The organism is Ensifer sp. LBL, assembly GCF_050435225.1.
Lineage (GTDB): Bacteria > Pseudomonadota > Alphaproteobacteria > Rhizobiales > Rhizobiaceae > Ensifer.
This window is the reverse complement of record NZ_JBNDJY010000006.1, coordinates 132,726-152,391: the sequence shown is the minus strand read 5'-3', so window position 1 is coordinate 152,391 and position 19,666 is coordinate 132,726. Positions and strand designations below refer to the sequence as shown.

16 protein-coding genes are annotated in these 19,666 nt (G+C 63.6%); 6 read left to right on the top strand and 10 right to left on the bottom strand.

Going from position 1 to position 19,666, the window contains the following annotated elements; translation table 11 throughout:
- Positions 1-61 precede the first annotated feature (61 nt).
- The 4 genes from hglS to OKW20_RS23805 all read left to right on the top strand — a co-directional run bounded on the left by hglS (position 62) and on the right by OKW20_RS23805 (position 5,775).
- The gene (gene hglS / locus OKW20_RS23820) at positions 62-1,462 is read left to right on the top strand and encodes a 2-oxoadipate dioxygenase/decarboxylase HglS (RefSeq protein ID WP_429176153.1); all 1,401 of its coding nucleotides are present in this window, start codon (positions 62-64) and stop codon (positions 1,460-1,462) included.
- Positions 1,463-1,472: 10 nt separating this feature from the next.
- A complete protein-coding gene (locus OKW20_RS23815) occupies positions 1,473-2,894 on the top strand; it encodes an FAD-binding oxidoreductase (protein WP_429176149.1) in 1,422 nt (473 codons plus the stop codon).
- Positions 2,895-2,984: 90 nt separating this feature from the next.
- Positions 2,985-4,517 (top strand): L-piperidine-6-carboxylate dehydrogenase, encoded by a 1,533-nt coding sequence (gene amaB / locus OKW20_RS23810; RefSeq protein WP_429176146.1) that lies wholly within the window; start codon positions 2,985-2,987, stop codon positions 4,515-4,517.
- A 25-nt stretch (positions 4,518-4,542) separates the two neighbouring features.
- Positions 4,543-5,775 (top strand): pyridoxal phosphate-dependent aminotransferase, encoded by a 1,233-nt coding sequence (locus OKW20_RS23805; protein WP_429176143.1) that lies wholly within the window; start codon positions 4,543-4,545, stop codon positions 5,773-5,775.
- A 292-nt stretch (positions 5,776-6,067) separates the two neighbouring features.
- Here the strand turns inward: OKW20_RS23805 and OKW20_RS23800 are convergent, their stop codons facing one another.
- On the bottom strand, positions 6,068-6,616 hold the full coding sequence (locus tag OKW20_RS23800) for a cupin domain-containing protein (RefSeq protein ID WP_429176141.1): 549 nt from the start codon (positions 6,614-6,616) through the stop codon (positions 6,068-6,070).
- Positions 6,617-6,764: 148 nt separating this feature from the next.
- Here OKW20_RS23800 and OKW20_RS23795 point away from each other — a divergent pair, with 148 nt between their 5' ends.
- Complete coding sequence (locus tag OKW20_RS23795) at positions 6,765-8,102, top strand: aspartate aminotransferase family protein (protein WP_429176138.1); 1,338 nt, start codon at positions 6,765-6,767, stop codon at positions 8,100-8,102.
- A gap of 111 nt (positions 8,103-8,213) precedes the next feature.
- Here OKW20_RS23795 and OKW20_RS23790 read toward each other — a convergent pair whose 3' ends face one another.
- From OKW20_RS23790 to OKW20_RS23750, 9 genes are all read right to left on the bottom strand, one after another.
- Entirely contained in the window at positions 8,214-9,479 is a 1,266-nt protein-coding gene (locus tag OKW20_RS23790; RefSeq protein WP_429176136.1) for a glycerate kinase type-2 family protein, read from the bottom strand.
- A gap of 9 nt (positions 9,480-9,488) precedes the next feature.
- Positions 9,489-9,806 carry a Dabb family protein gene (locus OKW20_RS23785; RefSeq protein ID WP_429176133.1) on the bottom strand — a complete coding sequence of 106 codons (318 nt, stop codon included), beginning with the start codon at positions 9,804-9,806 and terminating at the stop codon, positions 9,489-9,491.
- A gap of 7 nt (positions 9,807-9,813) precedes the next feature.
- Positions 9,814-11,469 (bottom strand): GMC family oxidoreductase, encoded by a 1,656-nt coding sequence (locus OKW20_RS23780; RefSeq protein WP_429176126.1) that lies wholly within the window; start codon positions 11,467-11,469, stop codon positions 9,814-9,816.
- A 103-nt stretch (positions 11,470-11,572) separates the two neighbouring features.
- Complete coding sequence (locus tag OKW20_RS23775) at positions 11,573-12,352, bottom strand: 3-ketoacyl-ACP reductase (protein ID WP_429176105.1); 780 nt, start codon at positions 12,350-12,352, stop codon at positions 11,573-11,575.
- The gene (locus OKW20_RS23770; protein WP_429176103.1) at positions 12,349-13,848 is read right to left on the bottom strand and encodes an FAD-dependent oxidoreductase; all 1,500 of its coding nucleotides are present in this window, start codon (positions 13,846-13,848) and stop codon (positions 12,349-12,351) included. The genes OKW20_RS23775 and OKW20_RS23770 overlap by 4 nt, the downstream gene beginning before the upstream one ends.
- A 6-nt stretch (positions 13,849-13,854) precedes the next feature.
- Positions 13,855-14,970, bottom strand: a complete 1,116-nt coding sequence (locus OKW20_RS23765; RefSeq protein ID WP_043625396.1) for an ABC transporter ATP-binding protein — start codon at positions 14,968-14,970, stop codon at positions 13,855-13,857.
- Between the two features lie 4 nt (positions 14,971-14,974).
- On the bottom strand, positions 14,975-15,856 hold the full coding sequence (locus tag OKW20_RS23760; protein ID WP_043625398.1) for a carbohydrate ABC transporter permease: 882 nt from the start codon (positions 15,854-15,856) through the stop codon (positions 14,975-14,977).
- Positions 15,856-16,734: a carbohydrate ABC transporter permease gene (locus tag OKW20_RS23755; protein ID WP_043625400.1), complete on the bottom strand. Its 879-nt coding sequence runs from the start codon at positions 16,732-16,734 to the stop codon at positions 15,856-15,858. Before OKW20_RS23755 ends, OKW20_RS23760 begins: the two co-directional genes overlap by 1 nt.
- Before the next feature lie 276 nt (positions 16,735-17,010).
- On the bottom strand, positions 17,011-18,243 hold the full coding sequence (locus OKW20_RS23750; RefSeq protein ID WP_371258915.1) for an ABC transporter substrate-binding protein: 1,233 nt from the start codon (positions 18,241-18,243) through the stop codon (positions 17,011-17,013).
- Positions 18,244-18,557: 314 nt separating this feature from the next.
- On the opposite strand from OKW20_RS23750, the gene OKW20_RS23745 reads away from it, so the two are divergent.
- Positions 18,558-19,622: a LacI family transcriptional regulator gene (locus OKW20_RS23745; protein WP_429176097.1), complete on the top strand. Its 1,065-nt coding sequence runs from the start codon at positions 18,558-18,560 to the stop codon at positions 19,620-19,622.
- Positions 19,623-19,666 lie beyond the last annotated feature (44 nt).

Here is a 19,666-nt window from a genome sequence, read left to right as displayed (position 1 = left end):
TCGGATATGATCCGAAATGAGAATGACCTTGTCCTTCACCCATAGCGCGAGGCGAGCCCCAGTGAAAGAGAATAGTTTCGTATCCGCCGACGACATCCGCTCGGCCTTTTCCGCAGCCATGTCGGTCATGTACCGCCAAGAGGTGCCGGCTTACGGCACGCTGATGGAGCTGGTCGCCAAGGTCAACGACGATACGCTCGCCGCCGATCCCAAGCTGAAGGAGCGCCTCGACGCGACGGATACGCTCGACCGCATCTCAGAGGAGCGCCACGGTGCGATCCGGCTCGGCACACCTGCCGAACTTGCGATGATGCGCCGCGTCTTTGCCGTCATGGGCATGTTTCCGGTCGGCTACTACGACCTGTCGACCGCCGGCGTTCCGGTTCACTCCACCGCCTTCCGTCCGGTCGGCGACGCGGCGCTCAAGCGCAACCCGTTCCGCGTCTTCACCTCGCTGCTGCGTCTCGACCTCATCGCCGACGAAGCGCTGCGCGCCGAAGCCGACGTCATCCTGGCTGCGCGCCAGATCTTCACCGACGGCGCCGTGGCGCTCACGGAAAAGGCCGAGCGCGACGGAGGCCTCGATAAGGCGGATGCCGAGCGCTTCGTTTCGGAAGTGCTCGAAACCTTCCGCTGGCACGACAAGGCCAATGTCAGCCCCGACATGTACAAGCGCCTGCATGACGCCCATCGCCTGATCGCCGACGTCGTCTCCTTCAAGGGCCCGCACATCAATCATCTCACCCCGCGCACGCTCGACATCGACAAGGTGCAGGCGCTGATGCCGGAATACGCGATTGCCCCGAAGGCCGTCGTCGAGGGTCCGCCGACCCGCAAGTGCCCGATCCTCCTGCGCCAGACCTCGTTCAAGGCGCTCGAAGAGGCGGTCTCCTTCATGGACGCCGACGGCACCTGGAAGGAAGGTTCGCACACCGCCCGCTTCGGCGAGATCGAACAGCGCGGCATCGCGCTGACCCCGAAGGGCCGCGCCCTCTATGACGAGTTGCTCGACGCCTCGCGCAAGATCGTCCGCCCGGCGGCTGACGGCTCCAACGCCCGCGAATACGAAGCGGCGCTTGCAGGGGCTTTCGAGCCCTTCCCGGACACCTGGGCAGGCATCCGCGAAGCCGGACTCGGCTATTTCAGCTATTCGCTGACGGAAAAAGGCCGCAAGGCTGGCATCTCTGCTGCACGCGACATCGAAGCGCTGATCGCAGCCGGCCTCGTTCAGTTCGATGCGATCGTCTACGAAGACTTCCTGCCGGTCAGCGCCGCGGGTATCTTCCAGTCGAACCTCGGTGACGGCGCCCAGCAGGACTTTGTTGCCAGCCCGAACCAGAAGCGCTTCGAGAGCGATCTCGGCGCGACCGTGCTCAACGAGTTCGATCATTATGCCGGCATCGAGCAGGCTTCGATCGAAAGCTGCCTCCGGGTCTTGACCGGCGCCATCGCTGCGGAATGATACTGATCCTATGATCGATCAACTGCACATCGACGCACTCACTGGCATCCTTGGAGACAAGGGTGTCCTGACGCGTCCTGAAGACTTGGAAGCCTATGAGACCGGCGCGCGCTACGATCGCGGCCGGACCTCGCTCGTTCTGCGGCCGGCAACGACCGAAGAGGTCTCTGCTGCCGTTGCCTACTGCGTCTCGAACGGCATCGCGCTGATCCCGCAATCCGGCAACACCGGGCTTGTCTCCGGCTCGACCCCGGATCAGTCAGGCGACGAAGCCATCCTCAGCCTCGACCGGCTGGCAAAGCGGTTCGAACTCGACCTCGACAACCGCTCGGTCCGGCTCGACGCCGGCTTCCGGCTGTCCGATCTCAACCGGAAGCTGGAAGAGCACGGCCTGTTCTTCCCGATCGACCTCGGCGCCGACCCCCGCATCGGCGGCATGATCGCCACCAATACCGGCGGATCGCGCTTCCTGAAATACGGCGACGTGCGCCGCAACACGCTCGGCCTCAAGGTCGTGCTGGCGGACGCGGACGGCACCGTGCTCGACCTGCAATGCGACCTGCGCAAGAACAACACCGGCGTTGACTGGAAGCAGATCTTCGTCGGCACCTCGGGCGCCTTCGGCATCGTCACTGAATGCGTGCTGAACCTTGAGCGCCTGCCGCAACAGACGGCAACGGCACTGCTGGTTCCGGCGAGCGGCGCCCATGTGATGCCGCTGCTGCGCGCTATGGAAGAACGCCTCGGCGCCTATCTTTCGGCCTTCGAGGGCATGTCGAGCAATGCCGTTAAGGCGGCCTTCGCCCATGTGCCGTCGCTGAAAAACCCGTTCCAGGCTGGCCAGGTCCCCGACTACGTCATCCTCGCCGAGATCAGCCGCACCTGGACGCCACGCGAGGGTGAGCAGTCGCTCGACGCCGTGCTGGAAACGGCGCTTGCAGAGATCTGGGAGATGGAGGAGGCACCGCTCGCCGACGCCTTCGTCGGTCCGCCGCACGAAATCTGGGCGCTGCGCCACGCGCTTTCCGAGGGCGTCAAGCACTTGGGCAAGCTGATCGCCTTCGACGTCTCCTTCCGCCGGGGTGACATCATGGCCTTCTGCGACCATATGAAGGCCGAGATGCCCTTAAAATTCCCCGATGTGACCGTCTGCGATTTCGGCCATATCGGCGACGGCGGCGTGCACTTCAACCTCGTCGTGCCGAAGGACAGCGACCTTCTCAAGGACGATACTTTCGAACCCCGACTGCGCGAATGGGTTTTCGCCGTCGCCGTCGAGGAGTATCACGGCAGCTTCAGCGCGGAACATGCGATCGGCCGCCGCAATCAGGCCTATTACGACTTTTATACGCCAGACAAACTCAAGGATATGGCCGCAGGCCTGAAGACGCTGACCTCGCCGGGAAAACTCGGCAGCGTGCGCTTCGGATAGCCCAGAGCGAAATGCGGAAACGCACATGCGGTTTTCCGCCCGCATTTCGCTCCAACGAATGATCCAAACCGATAAGACGGGAGTCAGACCATGAACATCGCAACCAAGACAGTCGACGTGACCAAGGAGGCCGCAGCGCTTCTCGAAAAGATGGGCGTCGCCAAGGAACTCTACACCGGCGGCGACATGCCGTCCTTTAGCCCGGTCACCGGCGAGAAGATCGGCAACCTGAAGACGGTTTCGGCAGCGGAAGCCGCCGCCAAGATCGAAAAGGCCCATGAAGCGTTCAAGGCCTGGCGCCTCGTTCCGGCGCCGAAGCGCGGCGAACTGATTCGCCTGCTCGGCGAAGAACTGCGCGCCTTCAAGGCCGACCTCGGCCGCCTGGTTTCGATCGAAGCCGGCAAGATCACCTCGGAAGGCCTCGGCGAAGTCCAGGAAATGATCGACATCTGCGATTTCGCCGTCGGTCTTTCCCGCCAGCTCTACGGCCTGACGATCGCCACCGAACGCCCCGGCCACCGCATGATGGAAACCTGGCATCCGCTCGGCGTCGTCGGCGTCATCTCCGCCTTCAACTTCCCGGTCGCCGTCTGGTCCTGGAACGCAGCACTTGCCATCGTCTGCGGCAATTCGGTCGTCTGGAAGCCGTCGGAAAAGACCCCGCTTACCGCGCTTGCCTCCCAGGCGATCTTCGAGCGTGCCCTCGCCCGCTTCGGCGATGCGCCGGAAGGCCTGTCGCAGGTGCTGATCGGCGACCGCGCCATCGGTGAAGTTCTCGTCGACAACCCGAAGGTTCCGCTCGTATCGGCCACCGGCTCGACCCGCATGGGCCGCGACGTCGGCCCGCGCCTTGCCAAGCGCTTCGCCCGCGCCATCCTCGAGCTCGGCGGCAACAATGCCGGCATCGTCTGCCCGTCGGCCGATCTCGACATGGCGCTGCGCGCCATCGCCTTCGGCGCCATGGGCACCGCCGGCCAGCGTTGCACCACCATGCGCCGCCTCTTCGTGCATGAAAGCGTCTACGACCAGCTCGTTCCGCGCCTGAAGAAGGCCTATGGTTCGGTTTCGGTCGGCAACCCGCTGGAATCGACTGCCCTCGTCGGCCCGCTCGTCGACAAGGCAGCCTTCGACGGCATGCAGAAGGCGATCGCTGAAGCCAAGTCGCACGGCGGCAACGTCACCGGCGGCGAACGCGTCGAGCTCGGCTACGACAACGGCTACTACGCCAAGCCCGCGCTCGTCGAAATGCCTGTCCAGGCCGGCCCGGTCTTCGAAGAAACCTTCGCGCCGATCCTCTACGTCATGAAGTACAGCGACTTCGACGCCGTTCTTGACGACCACAATGCGGTCGCAGCCGGCCTGTCGTCCTCGATCTTCACCCGCGACATGCAGGAATCGGAACGGTTCCTCGCCGTCGACGGCTCGGATTGCGGTATCGCCAACGTCAACATCGGCACCTCGGGCGCTGAAATCGGCGGCGCCTTCGGCGGCGAAAAGGAAACCGGCGGCGGTCGCGAATCCGGCTCGGACTCGTGGAAGGCCTACATGCGCCGCGCCACCAACACGGTGAACTATTCGAAGGCTCTGCCGCTGGCGCAGGGCGTGTCGTTCGACATCGAATAACCGCACGGCCAGGCAGGTAGAGACCATGACCATCAACCAAACGGTCAAGGAGGCGGGCTTTCAGCCCGCCTCGCGGATCTCCTCGATCGGGGTATCCGAAATCCTGAAGATCGGCGCGCGCGCGCAAGCGATGAAGCGCGAAGGCAAGCGGGTGATCATCCTCGGCGCGGGCGAGCCGGACTTCGACACGCCCGACTTCGTCAAGGACGCCGCCTGCGAGGCGATCAAGCGCGGCGACACCAAGTACACCGCACTCGACGGCACGCCGGAGCTGAAGAAGGCGATCCGCGAAAAATTCCAGCGTGAAAACGGCCTTGCCTACGAGCAGGACGAGATCACGGTGGCAACCGGCGCCAAGCAGATCCTGTTCAACGCCATGATGGCGTCGATCAATCCCGGCGACGAAGTGGTCATCCCGACGCCCTACTGGACCTCCTATTCGGATATCGTCCAGATCTGCGAAGGCAAGCCGGTTCTGATCCCCTGCGACGCCTCCTCCGGTTTCCGTCTGACGGCCGACAAGCTCGAAGCGGCAATCACGCCGAAGACGCGCTGGGTGCTCCTGAACTCGCCTTCGAACCCGTCGGGCGCCGCCTACAGCGCGAGCGACTACCGCCCGCTGCTCGACGTGCTCCTGAAGCACCCGCATGTGTGGCTGCTGGTCGACGACATGTACGAGCACATCGTCTATGACGGCTTCCGCTTCGTCACCCCGGCCCAGCTAGAGCCCCGGCTGAAGGATCGGACGCTGACGGTCAACGGCGTCTCCAAGGCCTATGCCATGACCGGCTGGCGCATCGGCTATGCCGGTGGCCCGCGCGACCTGATCAAGGCGATGGCTGTCGTCCAGAGCCAGGCGACCTCCTGCCCCTCCTCCGTCAGCCAGGCCGCTTCCGTTGCCGCGCTGACCGGCCCGCAGGAATTCCTGAAGGAACGGACCGCCAGCTTCCAGCGCCGCCGCGATCTCGTCGTCAATGGCCTCAACGCCATCGACGGTCTCGATTGCCGCGTCCCGGAAGGTGCCTTCTACACCTTCTCCGGCTGCGCCGGCATGCTCGGCAAGGTCACGCCGTCGGGCAGGACGATCGCAACAGATACGGACTTCTGCGCCTACCTGCTCGACGACGCCCATGTCGCCGTCGTTCCGGGCTCGGCCTTCGGTCTCTCGCCCTTCTTCCGCATCTCCTATGCGACCTCTGAAGCGGAACTGAAGGAAGCGCTGAAGCGCATCGCCGACGCCTGCGCGCGGCTTTCGTAGTTGGGTCATCGGCGGGCGCTCTGAGTTCGGAGGCGCCCCTCACCCTAGCCCTCTCCCCGCCTGCGGGGAGAGGGGACAGCGTCGAGATCGACGCGCCGACCCTTTTCCATTTGACCAATCTTCTGGCCCCTCTCCCCTTGTGAACCGAGCTCCTTGGTACCGTCACAGGCCTTGAGACGGATCGAGCGCGAGCGGCATATCCCTTCTCCCCGTCAAAACGGGGAGAAGGTCGCGGCAGCGGGATGAGGGGCATTCGCGCACTCCGGCACTGCGATTAAGACGTCCCTCTCTCTCAAAACGTCGGCGGCGTACAGGCGCTGATCACTTCGCAGGGCACCGGCCCCACACATCGGAAGCGGTGCGGTCGCCGGCTTTCGAAATAATAGGCATCCCCTGGCCCGAGAATCCGCCGCTCGTCGTCGACGGTGACCTCGATGCGGCCCGACAGCACGATGCCCCCTTCCTCCCCGTCATGCACCAGCAGCACCTTCCCGGTATCCGCGCCCGGCTGGTAGATCTCCTTCAGGATCTGCAGGCTGCGACCAAAGAGGTTCTCGCCGATCTGGCGATAGGAAATCGGTCCCTTGCCGATCTCCACCAGTTCTTCGGCCGCATAAAAGGCCTTACGCGGCTTTTCCGGTTCGAAGGAGAAGAACTCCGCCAGCCCGATCGGTATGCCATCGAGAATGCGCTTCAGCGCGCCGACGGACGGGTTGGACGCGTTCGACTCGATCAGCGAGATCGTCGAGTTGGTAACGCCGGCGCGCTTGGCGAGTTCCCGTTGCGACAGATTGTGCATCAGTCTGAGATGCCGAAGCCGGTTTCCGATATCGACGGTCATATGATCCGAGCCTTGGTGTTCAGGTTGTTCGAAATAGCGCAAACACGCTGAATCAGCGTTATGTATTTCAATGACTTAACTGACATCAGAAAAGGACTTGTTTGGCAAATCAAATCATGGCGTCAATCGCCAACCTCAGGAGGATGCCATGAACCAGCACACCAAGCCCAACGCCCCCGTTCTCGACAGCTATTGGATGCCGTTTACCGCCAACCGGCAGTTCAAGCAGGCCCCGCGCCTGCTCGCCTCGGCCGAGGGCATGCACTACACCAGCACCGATGGCCGCACGATCCTCGACGGCACGGCCGGGCTCTGGTGCGTCAATGCCGGCCATGGCCGCCGCCAGATTGCCGCTGCCGTCGAGCGCCAGCTGTCGACGATGGATTTTGCCCCCTCCTTCCAGATGGGCCACCCGATCGCGTTCGACTTTGCCGAGCGCCTCGCCGAGATCGCGCCGGGTCCCGCGGGACAGAAGCTCGACCGCGTGTTCTTCACCGGATCCGGCTCGGAATCGGTCGACACGGCGCTGAAGATCGCGATCGCCTACCAGCGTGCCATCGGCCAGGGCACCCGCACGCGCCTGATCGGCCGCGAGCGCGGCTATCACGGTGTCGGCTTCGGCGGCATTTCGGTCGGCGGCATCCTCAACAACCGCCGCGTCTTCCCGCAGCTTCCCGGCTCCGATCACCTGCGCCACACGCACGACCCCGCCAAGAACGCCTTCGTCAAGGGCCAGCCGGAACACGGCGCCGAGCTTGCCGACGATCTCGAGCGGCTGGTGGCGCTGCATGGCGCCGAAACCATCGCCGCCTGCATCGTCGAACCGGTCGCCGGCTCAACCGGCGTGCTGATCCCGCCGAAGGGATATCTTGAGCGTCTGCGCGCGATCTGCGACAAGCACGGCATCCTGTTGATCTTCGACGAAGTCATCACCGGCTTCGGCCGCCTCGGCGCCGCCTTCGCCACCGACTTCTTCGGTGTAGTCCCTGATATGGTGACGGCGGCCAAGGGTCTCACCAACGGTGCGATCCCGATGGGCGCGGTCTTTGCCAGCCGCAAGGTGCACGACGCGCTGATGCACGGGCCGGAAAACGCGATCGAGCTCTTCCACGGCTATACCTATTCCGGCCACCCGGCCGCCTGCGCCGCCGGTATCGCCACGCTCGACATTTACCGTGACGAGGGCCTGATGACCCGCGCCGTCGAGCTGCAGGACGCCTGGCACGACGCCATGCATTCGCTGAAGGGCCTGCCCAACGTCATCGACATCCGCACAATCGGCCTGATCGCCGGCATCGAGCTGCAATCGCGCGACGGCGCTATCGGCGCCCGCGCCTACGACGTCTTCGTCGATTGCTTCGAAAAGGGCCTGCTCATCCGCGTCACCGGCGACATCATCGCCTTCTCGCCGCCGCTGATCGCCGAAGAGAAACACTTTGGCGAGATCGTCTCGATCCTCGGCGATGCGCTGAAGCGCGCCAAGTAAATCGAAACGCCGCAAATCAAAACAACGCCGCCGCCGAAGATCTCGGCGGCGGCGTTGTCATTTCAGGTACAGTGCTGAATCCGGCTAACGTCTCCACAGAAGCGCCGCACCCTAGCGAATCAACAGCGCCCGGAAATCGTTGACGTTCGTTCCGGTTGGGCCTGGGACGAACAGATCGCCGCTCGCCGAAAAGGCCGACCAGGCGTCGTGACGGACGAGATGCAGCCGCGGATCGATACCTGCCTCCCGCATGCGCGCGATGCTCTCACCATCGGCAAAGGCGCCGGCATTATCTTCCGAACCATCAATGCCATCCGTATCGGCCGCAAGTGCATCGATGCCCGCAACACCATCGATGTCGAGCGCCAGCGACAGCAGAAACTCGCTGTTGCGCCCGCCCTTGCCATAGTCCTTGCCCGAGATCGTCACGGTCGTTTCGCCGCCGGAAAGCAGCACCACCGGCTTGTCGAAGGGGCGGTTCCTGAGGGCCACTTCGCGAGCAAGGGCAGCATGCATGCGACCGATATCACGCGCCTCGCCTTCGATCGCGTCAGAGAGGATGTGCGCCTCGATGCCCAGTTCCCGGGCCTTGGCCGCGGCAGCCTCCAATGAGACGCTTGCCGACGCGATAACGTGGCACTCATGTCCGGCGAATCGCGGATCGTCGGGATCGGGTGCCGCAGCCGCGTCAGAGCGCAGATGCGCCACCACGCCATCCGGTAGCTCCATGCGGTAGCGGGTGACAATTTCTAGCGCTTCCGTTGGCGTGCTACGATCCGGAACGGTCGGCCCCGAGGCGACGAAGGCCGGGTTATCGCCGGGTACGTCCGAAACGACGAGACTGACGACACGAGCCGGGAAGGCGGCGGCAGCGAGGCGACCGCCCTTGATGCGCGACACGTCCTTGCGCACGACGTTCATCGCCGAGATCGGCGCTCCCGACGCCAGCAGCGCCCTGTTGACGGCGACCTCGTCAGCGAGCGTCAAGCCTTCAGGCGGCGCCGGCAGCAGGGCCGAGCCGCCACCGGAGATCAGGGCAATGACGAGGTCGTCGGCGGTCAAACCTGCGACCGCCTTCAGCAACGCATCCGATGCGGCGAGCCCCGCCTCATCCGGCACCGGATGGGCCGACTGCAGCACCGTGATTGTCTCGCAATGTTCGATCGGTCCATGGCGCGCCACGACCGTGCCGCTGAAGGGATGCTTCCAGAGTTTCTCGAAAGCGGCCGCCATCTGGCTTGCCGCCTTGCCGGCACCGACCACCACGGTCCGCCCTTTCGGCGGCTCGGGCAGATGCGCCATGATCGCCTCATAGGGATCGGCGGCTCGAACGGCCGCCGCGAAAAGCTCTGTCAGGAATGGGCGCGCGTCGATCATCCCCGCCACTCAGCCAGCGATTTCGAGGTCGTAGACGAAGATGCCGGCAACGCCGCCTTCGGCTGCCGCCACGATCTTGGCGCCGGTCTTGCGGTGCTCCTCGTCTTCGAGATAGGCGTCGCGTGCGGCCACATCGGCGAAGTCGACGATGAAGCCTTCTGCAAACCCCTTGTCCATGCCCACTTCCGGGCTGACATTGGCGCCGACATGGGCGGCGAGAAAGCCGGGTAGCCGCGACTTCAGCGCGGATATTTCGGCGAAGATAGTCGCCTTTTCGTCCCCGGAGATTTCAGGGCGGAAGCGGATGAAGACGCAATGGCGGATCATGGGGACCTCAACGGATATCGGCGCGGGCGCGCGGGCGGCTATCGTTGCGTTCGTGGGCGAAGATCGCCGGCGGCAGGGGCTGGCGCTCGCGGATGATATCGGCGCCCTTTTCCCCCATCATGATCGTCGGCCCATTGGTGTTGCAAGAGGGAACGCGCGGCATCACCGAGCTGTCGCAGACGCGCAGGCCTTCAAGTCCGCGCACCTTCAGGTCCAGCCCGACCACGGCCGAGGCATCCGTCCCCATCTTGCAGGTACCGACCGGATGATGGTCGGTCTTGGCATTGGTGCAGCCGTATTCGAAGAACTGCTCATCGCTCATGACCGAGTTGCCCGGCAGGCGCTCCGCCAGCACGAAGGGCTTCAGTGCCGCCTGCTGCATGATCTCGCGGGCGATCTTCAAGCCCTCGATCGACATCTTGCGGTCGTGCGGATCCTCCCAGTAATTCGGATCGATCAGCGGTGCTGCCGCCGGATCGGAGGACGAGAGCCGCACCGTGCCGCGCGAGCGGGGATGCAGATAGGCGGAATTCAGCGTCACGCCGGCGTTCTTCAGCTTCTCGACCCCCGCCTCGATGCCGGAACCGAGACCGAGGTGAAACTGGATATCCGGCGAACGGGCATTCGGATCCGCATACCAGAAGCCGCCGGTCTCAAATAGCGACGACGCCACCGGGCCTGAGCGGAAGAGCACATACTGCAACCCAGCCCATAGCGTACGATGGAGTTTCGCCACACCGTCATAGGTGTGGTCGCCGGTGCATTCCGAGATCACGAAGAGATCGAGGTGATCCTGCAGATTGCCTCCGACGCCGGGCAGGTCGTGTTTCACCGAGACGCCCACCGATTTCAGGTGATCGGCCGGCCCGATGCCGGACTGCAAAAGCAGCTTCGGCGAGCCGATGGCACCCGAGGTAACCAGCACCTCGCGATCCGCCCGGATGATCTCGCTGCCCTTGGCCGTAACGACCTCGACGCCGACGGCGCGAGTGCCTTCGAGCACGATCCGCGCCACGCGCGCGCCGGTGCGGACCGTCAGATTGCGGCGGTCCTTGATCGGCGAGAGATAGGCGAGCGACGCACTCGACCGGCGGCGGTTGCGCTGGGTGAGCTGGTAGAAGCCGACGCCCGCCTGCTGGCGGCCGTTGAAATCGTGATTGTAGGGAATGCCGAGTTCCTGTCCGGCGCGGATATAGGCGTCGCAGATCGGCAGCGCAGCGGTCGGCATCGAGACGCCGAGCGGCCCGCCATAGGAATGGTAATCGTCGGCAAAACGCTGGTTGTCTTCCGAGCGCTTGAAATAGGGAAGCACGCTGCGATAGTCCCAGCCGGCGCAGCCGTCCTCGGAGGCCCAGAGGTCGTAGTCGGCAGCGTTACCGCGGGTATAGAGCTGGGCATTGATCGACGAGCCGCCTCCGATCACCTTGGCCTGGGTGTAGCGCAGCACCCTGCCCTTCATGTGCTTCTGCGGCACCGTCTCCCAGCCCCAGCTGGCAACGCCCTTGGTCATCTTGGCAAAGCCTGCCGGCATGTGAAACAGCGGATTCCAGTCTCCGCCACCGGCTTCGAGCAGCAGCACGCGAATCGATGGGTCCTCGGAGAGGCGATTGGCGAGAACGCAGCCGGCCGGGCCGGCGCCGGTGATGATATAGTCGTAGCTCATTCCCTGTCTTTCCTCCGCCGCCATCAATTTGGAACGTTCCAAATTTTCGACGTGTTCAACTCAAACCCTGCCCGCTTGCGAGCCTCAAAAGTCTTGCCTGTTCCTAGAGACGGCCGATCGACAGCCCGCCATCCGCCTGGATGACCGAGCCGGTGGCAAAGGCAAATTTGCCGCCGGCAAGCCCGGCCGCGATATTGCCGATATCGTCGGGCTCGCCCCAGCGCCGCATCGGCACCAGTCCGCCATCGATCAAGCCATCGTATTTCGCCGAGACGCCGGCGGTCATGTCGGAGCGAATGATGCCCGGACGGATCTCGAAAACCGAGATGCCGGTATTGGCAAGCCGCAGCGCCAGCCCCTGGCTGAAGGCGGCAAGCCCGGCCTTGGTCATGCAATAGTCGAGCCGCTCCGGCGAGGTCATCGTCGCCGAAACCGAGGTGATATTGATGATCGAGCGTGGTGTCGTATCGGTCGGATCCGTCAGCATCGATACCAGCACCGCCTGGGTGAAGAATACCGTGCCACGCAGGTTGGTGGCGACGATCGTGTCGAAGTTCTCCGGCAGCAGATCGAGGAAATCGCCCCTGACGACGGAGGCAATGCCGGCATTGTTGACAAGGCAACGAATTGGACCGAGCTCGGCGCGGACGCGCTCGACGGTTGCAGCATGGCCGCCGACATCGGCGAGGTTTGCTTCGATATAGATTGCTCGTCCGCCATCACCCGACAGTTCTGACAGCGTCTGGGCCGTGGCGCTATCGGCGGCACCAAGGCCGGTGATCGCGATATCAAAACCCTCGCGGGCGAGCGCGCGGGCAACGCCGAGACCGATGCCGCGGCGACCGCCGGTGACGATGGCGACGGGGCGCGTCGATGACGTCATAATCGGATCTCCTTCGCAAGGATATGGTCGGCGACCCTGAGCGCCTGGGCGGCAATCGTCAGCGCCGGGTTGACGGCGGCTGAGGTCGGCAGGCAGCCGGCGTCAACGACAAAGAGGTTCGGGTGGTCGAAGGCGCGGCAGTAGGTGTCGAGCGGTGCGTCCTTCGGGTCCGTGCCCATCCGTACCGTGCCGCATTGGTGTGACGGCGTGCGCTTGTCGAAGGCTTGCGACAGAACGATCGGATAGCCCGCCGCCTTGAAATGCGCGCGCATCTTCGCTTCAAGCCCGGAAAGCGCCTCCATGTTCGAGCGCCGCCACTGCATGATGATGCCCTTGCCATCGACCATGATGCGGCTTTCCGGGTTCGGCAGGTCCTCGGTCATCATGTACCAGTCGATCGCATGACCGGCCATGAAATCGAAGGCAAACCGGGGCGCCCAGACGGGCGCGTTGGCCTTCAGGATGTCGGCGTTGATCTTACCGAGAAGCTGGACATTGCCGAGCGGCAGGCCGTCCCTGCCGCCGGTCAGGTAATAGTCGTTCAGCATCAGCGTCTTCTGGTAGACGCTGTCATTGCGCTTGAACGGGTTGATCGCGAGCATGGCGCTGCAATTGTGGTTCATGAAGTTGCGTCCGACCTGGTCGGACGCGTTGGCGAGCCCCTTGCCGTCGCCGGAGCGCAAGAGGATGGCCGCCGAATTGATCGCGCCGGCCGAGAGGATCACCAGGTTCGGCGACAGCGTCTTCTTTTCGCCCCTATGGGTGTAGTGGATGGCCTCGATCCGCCCGCCCGGGCGGGCCTCAAGCGTGTCGACATGCGCCGAGGTGATCAACTCGATGTTGGGGTCCTTGAGCGCCGCGGCGAGCGATGTGGTCTCGGCATCCATCTTGCCCTTGCCGGTATTCGGGAACCCATCCCAGGGCGTGCGCCCGCCGGCAAGCCACGTGTCGATGTCGACGCCGAGCGGAAGCGTTGCCGGATGCAGCCCCTGCGCCTTCAGCTCAGCGCGCGCCCGCGCGATGGCCGGCTCGTCCGGCACCGGGCCAAAGGTGTATGGCGTGCTATGGAACGGTTCCGTCGGGTCGTCGCCGAGTTCGCCGCGCACCTCGAACAGTCGCTCGGCCTTGCCGTACCACGGCTCCAGTTCCTCGTAAGGGAAGGGCCATGCCGGCGAAACGCCGCCAAGATGCTGCATCTCGGTGAAATCCTCGGCACGGTAGCGCAGAAGCACCGCACCGAAGAGCTTGGAATTGCCGCCGACGAAATAGAAGTTTCCCGGATTGAACTCGGTGCCATCAGGCTCGCGCCACATCTCCCTCGGCCGAAAGTGCCCCTTGACGAAGATCGAGCTGTAGCTGCGCGCTTCCGGCGTGTCGGGCAGGCGCTCGCCGCGCTCGAGGATGGCGATGCGGGCGCCGGAGCCGGCAAGCCCCGCCGCAAGCGTGGAGCCGCCGATCCCCGACCCGATGATGACGATGTCCGGCTGCTCCTGCATGATCGATTACGCGATCCGCTGCTGGCTCTGCGGGTCGAAGAACACCGCCTTGTCGAGGTTGAAGGCGAGCCGCGAGGTCTGACCGGCAGCAATGCGGGCATCGGCGCGAAGCCGGGCAACGATCTCCTTGCCGCCGAGACGCGTGACCGCGAACGTGTCGGAACCGGCCGGCTCGACCACCTCGATCAGGCATTCGCCCTCGGCAACCACCTTGGCATTGCGGTCGGCGCCATCTGGGTCGGTCAGCGCTTCCGGACGAATGCCGAAGACCACGTCCTTGCCGGCATAGGCCGAGAGCGCACCGTTGGCCTGCGGCACCGCGAGTTTCAGCGGCTCGGCATTCGGACGCGCCAGCGCAACCGCGATATCGGAACCGCTCTTTTCGATGCGCGCGGTCAAAAGGTTCATCGCCGGCGAACCCATGAAGTCGGCGACGAACATGTTGGCCGGGTTGTTGTAGATCTCGGCCGGCGTGCCGAACTGCTGCAGCACGCCGTCCTTCAGAACGGCGATCTTCGTCGCCAGCGTCATTGCCTCGATCTGGTCGTGGGTGACGTAGACGATCGTCGTCTTCATCCGGTTGTGCAGCCGCTTGATCTCGGTGCGCATGTCGACGCGAAGCTTGGCATCGAGGTTGGACAGCGGCTCGTCGAACAGGAAGACCTGCGGATTGCGCACCAGCGCCCGGCCCATGGCGACGCGCTGGCGCTGGCCGCCGGAGAGCTGGCTCGGCTTGCGGTCGAGCAGATGGCCGATCTGCAGCATGTCGGCGACCTGCTTGATCGCCTTCTCGCGCTCGTCCTTCGGCACGCCGCGGATTTCCATGCCGAAGGCGATGTTTCCGGCGACCGTCATGTTCGGGTAGAGGGCGTAGGACTGGAACACCATGGCGATATCGCGCTTCGACGGGTGCAGGTCGGCAACCGAGCGGCCGTTGATGGCGATCTCGCCTGATGTGATCGGCTCGAGACCGGCGATGGTGTTGAGCAGCGTGGACTTGCCGCAACCGGACGGGCCGACGAGCACGAGGAAGCCGCCCTTTTCGATCTCCAGGTTGATGTCCTTCAGGATCTCGAGCGAGCCATAGGATTTGCGCAAGTTGCTGATTTTCAAGAAAGACATGAGCTTATCCTTTCACGGCGCCCGACATCAGGCCGCGAACGAAGTAGCGGCCGGACACGATGTAGACGATGAGCGTTGGCAGGGCGGCGAGGATCGCGCCTGCGAAGTGGACGTTATATTCCTTGACGCCTGTCGAGGACGAAACGAGGTTGTTGAGCGCGACCGTCATCGGCGTCGAATAGGGGCCCGAGAAGGATGCGCCGAACAGGAAGTCGTTCCAGATGTTGGTGAACTGCCAGATGACCGAGACGACGATAATCGGACCGGAAGACGGCAGCAGGATGCGCCAGAAGATCTGGAAGAAGCTGGCTCCGTCGATCTGCGCTGCGCGCACCAGCTCGGTCGGGAAGGCCTCGTAGTAGTTGCGGAAATAAAGCGTCGTGAAGCCGAGGCCGTAGATCACATGGACGAAGATCAGGCCCCAGATCGAACCGGCGAGCCCCAGGATCCCAAGGATGCGCGCCATCGGGATCAGCACGATCTGGAAAGGGATGAAGCAGGACAGAAGCAGCATGGCGAAGAAGATGTTGGCACCGGGAAAGCGCCACTTCGTCAGCACGTAGCCGTTCAGCGCACCGATGATCGTCGAGATCGCCACGGCCGGCACGACCATCAGGATCGAGTTGATGAAGAAGGGTTTCAGGCCCGTCGGCTGCACGCCGATCTGCGCCGTCGACCAGGCCTGAAGCCAGGGCTCGAGCGTAAAGGTCTGCGGCAGGTTGAGCATGCCGCCCTGGCGGATCTCGTCGAGCGGCTTCACCGAGTTCACCAGCATCACATAGAGCGGCAGCAGCGAATAGAGCGCAAAGAGGATCAGCGCGGTGTAGATCAACGCGCGGGTGAGGCGGTTGTGCGAGATGATGTTGTCTGGGCTCGGAGCGCTCATCAGCGTTTTGCTCCCCGGATTTCGGAATAGAGATAGGGAACGATGATCGAGAAGATCATCACCAGCATGATGATCGCCGAGGACGCGCCGATGCCCATCTGGTTGCGGGTGAAGGTGTAGGAATACATGAAGGTCGCCGGCAGCTCGGTCGCCTGGCCGGGGCCGCCACCGGTGAGCGCGATGATCAGGTCGTAGGCCTTGATCGCCAGATGCGCGAGCACGACGAAAGCCGAGAGGAACACCGGCCGCATCAAGGGAATGATGATCCGGCGATAGATCGTCGAGGTCTTGGCGCCGTCGATCTGGGCCGCCTTGATGATCTCGTTGTCGACGCCGCGAAGGCCGGCCAGGAACATCGCCATGATGAAGCCGGTCGACTGCCAGACGGCGGCGATGACGACGCAGTAGATCGCGTAGTTGCGGTCCTTGATCCAGTTGAACGAGAAACTCTCCCAGCCCCAGAGATGCATGGTGTTCTCAAGGCCGATGCCGGGATCGAGGAACCACTTCCAGGCCGTACCGGTCACGATGAACGAAAGCGCCATCGGATAGAGATAGATCGGCCGCAGGAACCCTTCAGCGCGGATCTTCTGGTCGAGCAGGATCGCCAGCCCGAGGCCAAGCACCGAGCAGATGGCGATATAGAGCGCGGCGAAGATCGCCAGGTTGCTCACCGCCCGCCACCAGTGTGGCAGCGCCCACAGCTTCGTATAGTTGCTTAAACCGACGAAATTGTAGGACGGCAGCATCTTGCTGTCCGTCATCGACAGAAAGCCGGTATAGGCAATGAAACCATAGACAAAGATCAGGACGATGAGGAAGCTCGGGGCAAGCACCAGCTTCGGTATCAGGTCCTGCAGGCGACTGCGGCTATCCATGAACGTTCACCACTTCTGGCGCGGCCGTCGGGCACAACCCCGATATCGGCATCCGCGCGAGGTTCTGGGTATCAAAGCGCCCCTCCCCGCGTCCTGTTGGCCACGGTGGTTCGACGGCGCCTGCATGTCGGAATGGGGTGTCCGGGGCGCCTAGCAGCGCCGCGTGTCTCGCAAGACACGCTAAGGTCGCTGCAACACCTAAGTTGCTGCATAATTTTGTCCTTAAATCCATGCGGATCTAAGGAATTATGCAGTACGCGCCCCGGAGCGAGCCCGTTACTTCGCGGCCTCGACGGCCGAGACCAGTTCCTTGACGGCCTCTTCGGACGTCAGTTCGCCGTTGAACTCACGCGTCACGACGTCGTAGATCGCGTTCTTGACGGCAGCCGGATTGGCATGGCCATGGGCCATGGAGCCGAAGAGCTTGCCGTTGGTGTTGGCTTCCGCCAGGTCCTTGATGCCCTTCTTGCCGCAATCGTCGAAGGCCGTGTCCGGAACGTCGGTGCGGGCCGGAACCGAACCCTTGACCACGTTGAAGGCCGACTGGAAGGTCGGACTTTCGATCGCCGAAGCCATGGCGAGCTGCGCCGGAACCTTGTCGTCGGCAACCTTGAACATCGCGAACTGGTCGGAGTTGAAGGTCACGGACCCTTGCGTACCCGGGAAGCGCATGCAGACGAAATCGGTGCCCGGCACCTTCTTCGCCTTCAGGAACTCGCCCTTGGCCCAGTCGCCCATGAACTGCAGGCCGGCCTTGTTCTCGATGACCATCGCGGAAGCAAGGTTCCAGTCACGGCCCGAGAAGTTGTCGTCGACATAGGAGCGCAGCTTCGTCATGCGGTCGAAGGCTTCCTTCATCTTGTCGCCGCCGAGCGCTGCCGGGTCGAGATCGATGAAAGCCTGCTTGTAGAAGTCTGTGCCGAGCGAAAGCACGACGGCGTCGAAGATCGTCGCATCCTGCCAGGGCTGGCCGCCGTGAGCGATCGGGGTGATCCCCTGGGCCTTGAAGTTGTCGAGCAGGGCAACCAGTTCGTCCCAGTTGGTCGGCTCCTTGCCGCCAGCCTTGTCGAGGGCAGCCTTGTTGATCCAGACCCAGTTGGTCGAGTGCACGTTGACCGGTGCCGCGATCCAGTGGCCGTCATACTTCGAGAACTGCTGCAGGGCGGTCGGGATCACCTTGTCCCAGCCTTCCTTGGAAGCCGTCTCGTCGAGGTTGCCGAGTGCGCCTTCCTTGGCCCAGTCGAGAATGTCGAAGCCGAGCATCTGCACGGCGGTCGGAGCGTTGCCTGCGGTGACGCGCGCGCGCAGCACCGTCATGGCTTCCGTGCCGCCACCGCCGGCAACCGGCATGTCGGTCCAGGTGATGCCCTTGCTTTCCAGGTCCTTCTTCAGAACGTCGAGTGCGGCGGCTTCGCCACCGGATGTCCACCAGTGCAGAACTTCCACATTTTCGGCTGCGCGCGCGGCGGTGGCCGCCATCATCAGCGCCACAACGGCCGTCGTCGTCATCAACTTGCGCATCGTTTTCCTCCCGTTTGCAAGTTAACGAGGCGGAACCTCCTCCACCCCGGAATTCGCGCCGCTTCAGCCAGCGGCTGGCCATTTAAAACGTTATAAATTCAGCAAGTCAAGCATTCCGCCATTTTGTACTTTAGCACCTTCGGAACCGTTTGAATTTACTGAATTATATAGCTCACATTAGCTATTGCAGCGCAGCAATCCATGCCGCGATGCGAGATTTAAAACGTTTTCATGATTCGATTGCCTAAGCGTTCGCACCACGTTACAAAACCCGCTCTTGCCCGCTCTCAGGATGACTAGCATTGGCCGATCCCTCCAAGCCCGCCCACCACGAAGACAGCGGTGCCACCGTCAAGCGCGGCAAGCCGACCCTTCGCACGATCGCGGAAATCACCGGCCTTGCGGTCACCACCGTCTCGCGCGCGCTGTCCGATGCGCCGCAGATCTCCATCGAAACCCGCAAGCGGGTGCGCGAGGTCGCCGACGAGATCGGCTATTCGCCCGACCGTGCCGCCCAGCGCCTGAAGACTGGCCGCACCAATGTCATCGGCGTGCTGCTCGATCCACATGAGGAAATTCTCGGCTACGGCACCTCGATCATGAGCGGCATCGCCAAGGCGCTGCAGGGCACCGCCTTTCACCTGATCGTCATGCCGAACTTCCTCAACTCGACCAATGTCGAAGCGGTCAACTACATCACCCGCAACGCGATGGCCGACGGCCTGATCTTCTCGCGCACGGAACCGCTCGATCCCCGCGTCCGATTGCTGTCCGATCTCGGCTTTCCCTTCGTCACCCATGGGCGCACGGAGCTTTCCACCCCGCATCCCTATGTCGACTACGACAACTTCACCTTCTCCTACCAGGCGACGAAGCGCCTGATCGCCAAGGGCAGGCGCAAGCCCGCGCTGATCAGCGGTCCCGCCGATTTCACCTTTGCGGGCCATCTGCAACACGGCTTCATGACCGCCGTGCGCGAGGCCGGCTGCGCCTACGAGATCCTCTCGGGCATCGACCTCGACAGCCCCGCCGGCGCGATCCGCGACCGTGTGCGCCAGCGCTATGCCGAGCCCGATCCGCCGGATAGCTTCATGTGCGGCGGCGAGGTCTGTGCGCTGGCGACCATCACCGGCATGAGCGATTGCGGCCTGACGCTCGGACGCGAATACGACATCGTCGCCAAGCAGACCTCGCACCTCTTGAGCGCCATCCAGCCGCAGGTCGAGACGATCTACGAGGACCTGACGGCGACCGGCGAGGACATGGGCCGGGTGCTCCTGCAGAAGATCGGCGGTGAGAGCGACGTCAGCAAGCTGCAGCTGCTGCTCTGTCCGCAGATCCCGTCGAGCTTCGGCACGGCCGGCTGAGCGGGCGAACACGGCGCGCAGGACGGCGTCGCGTGACGCTGCCT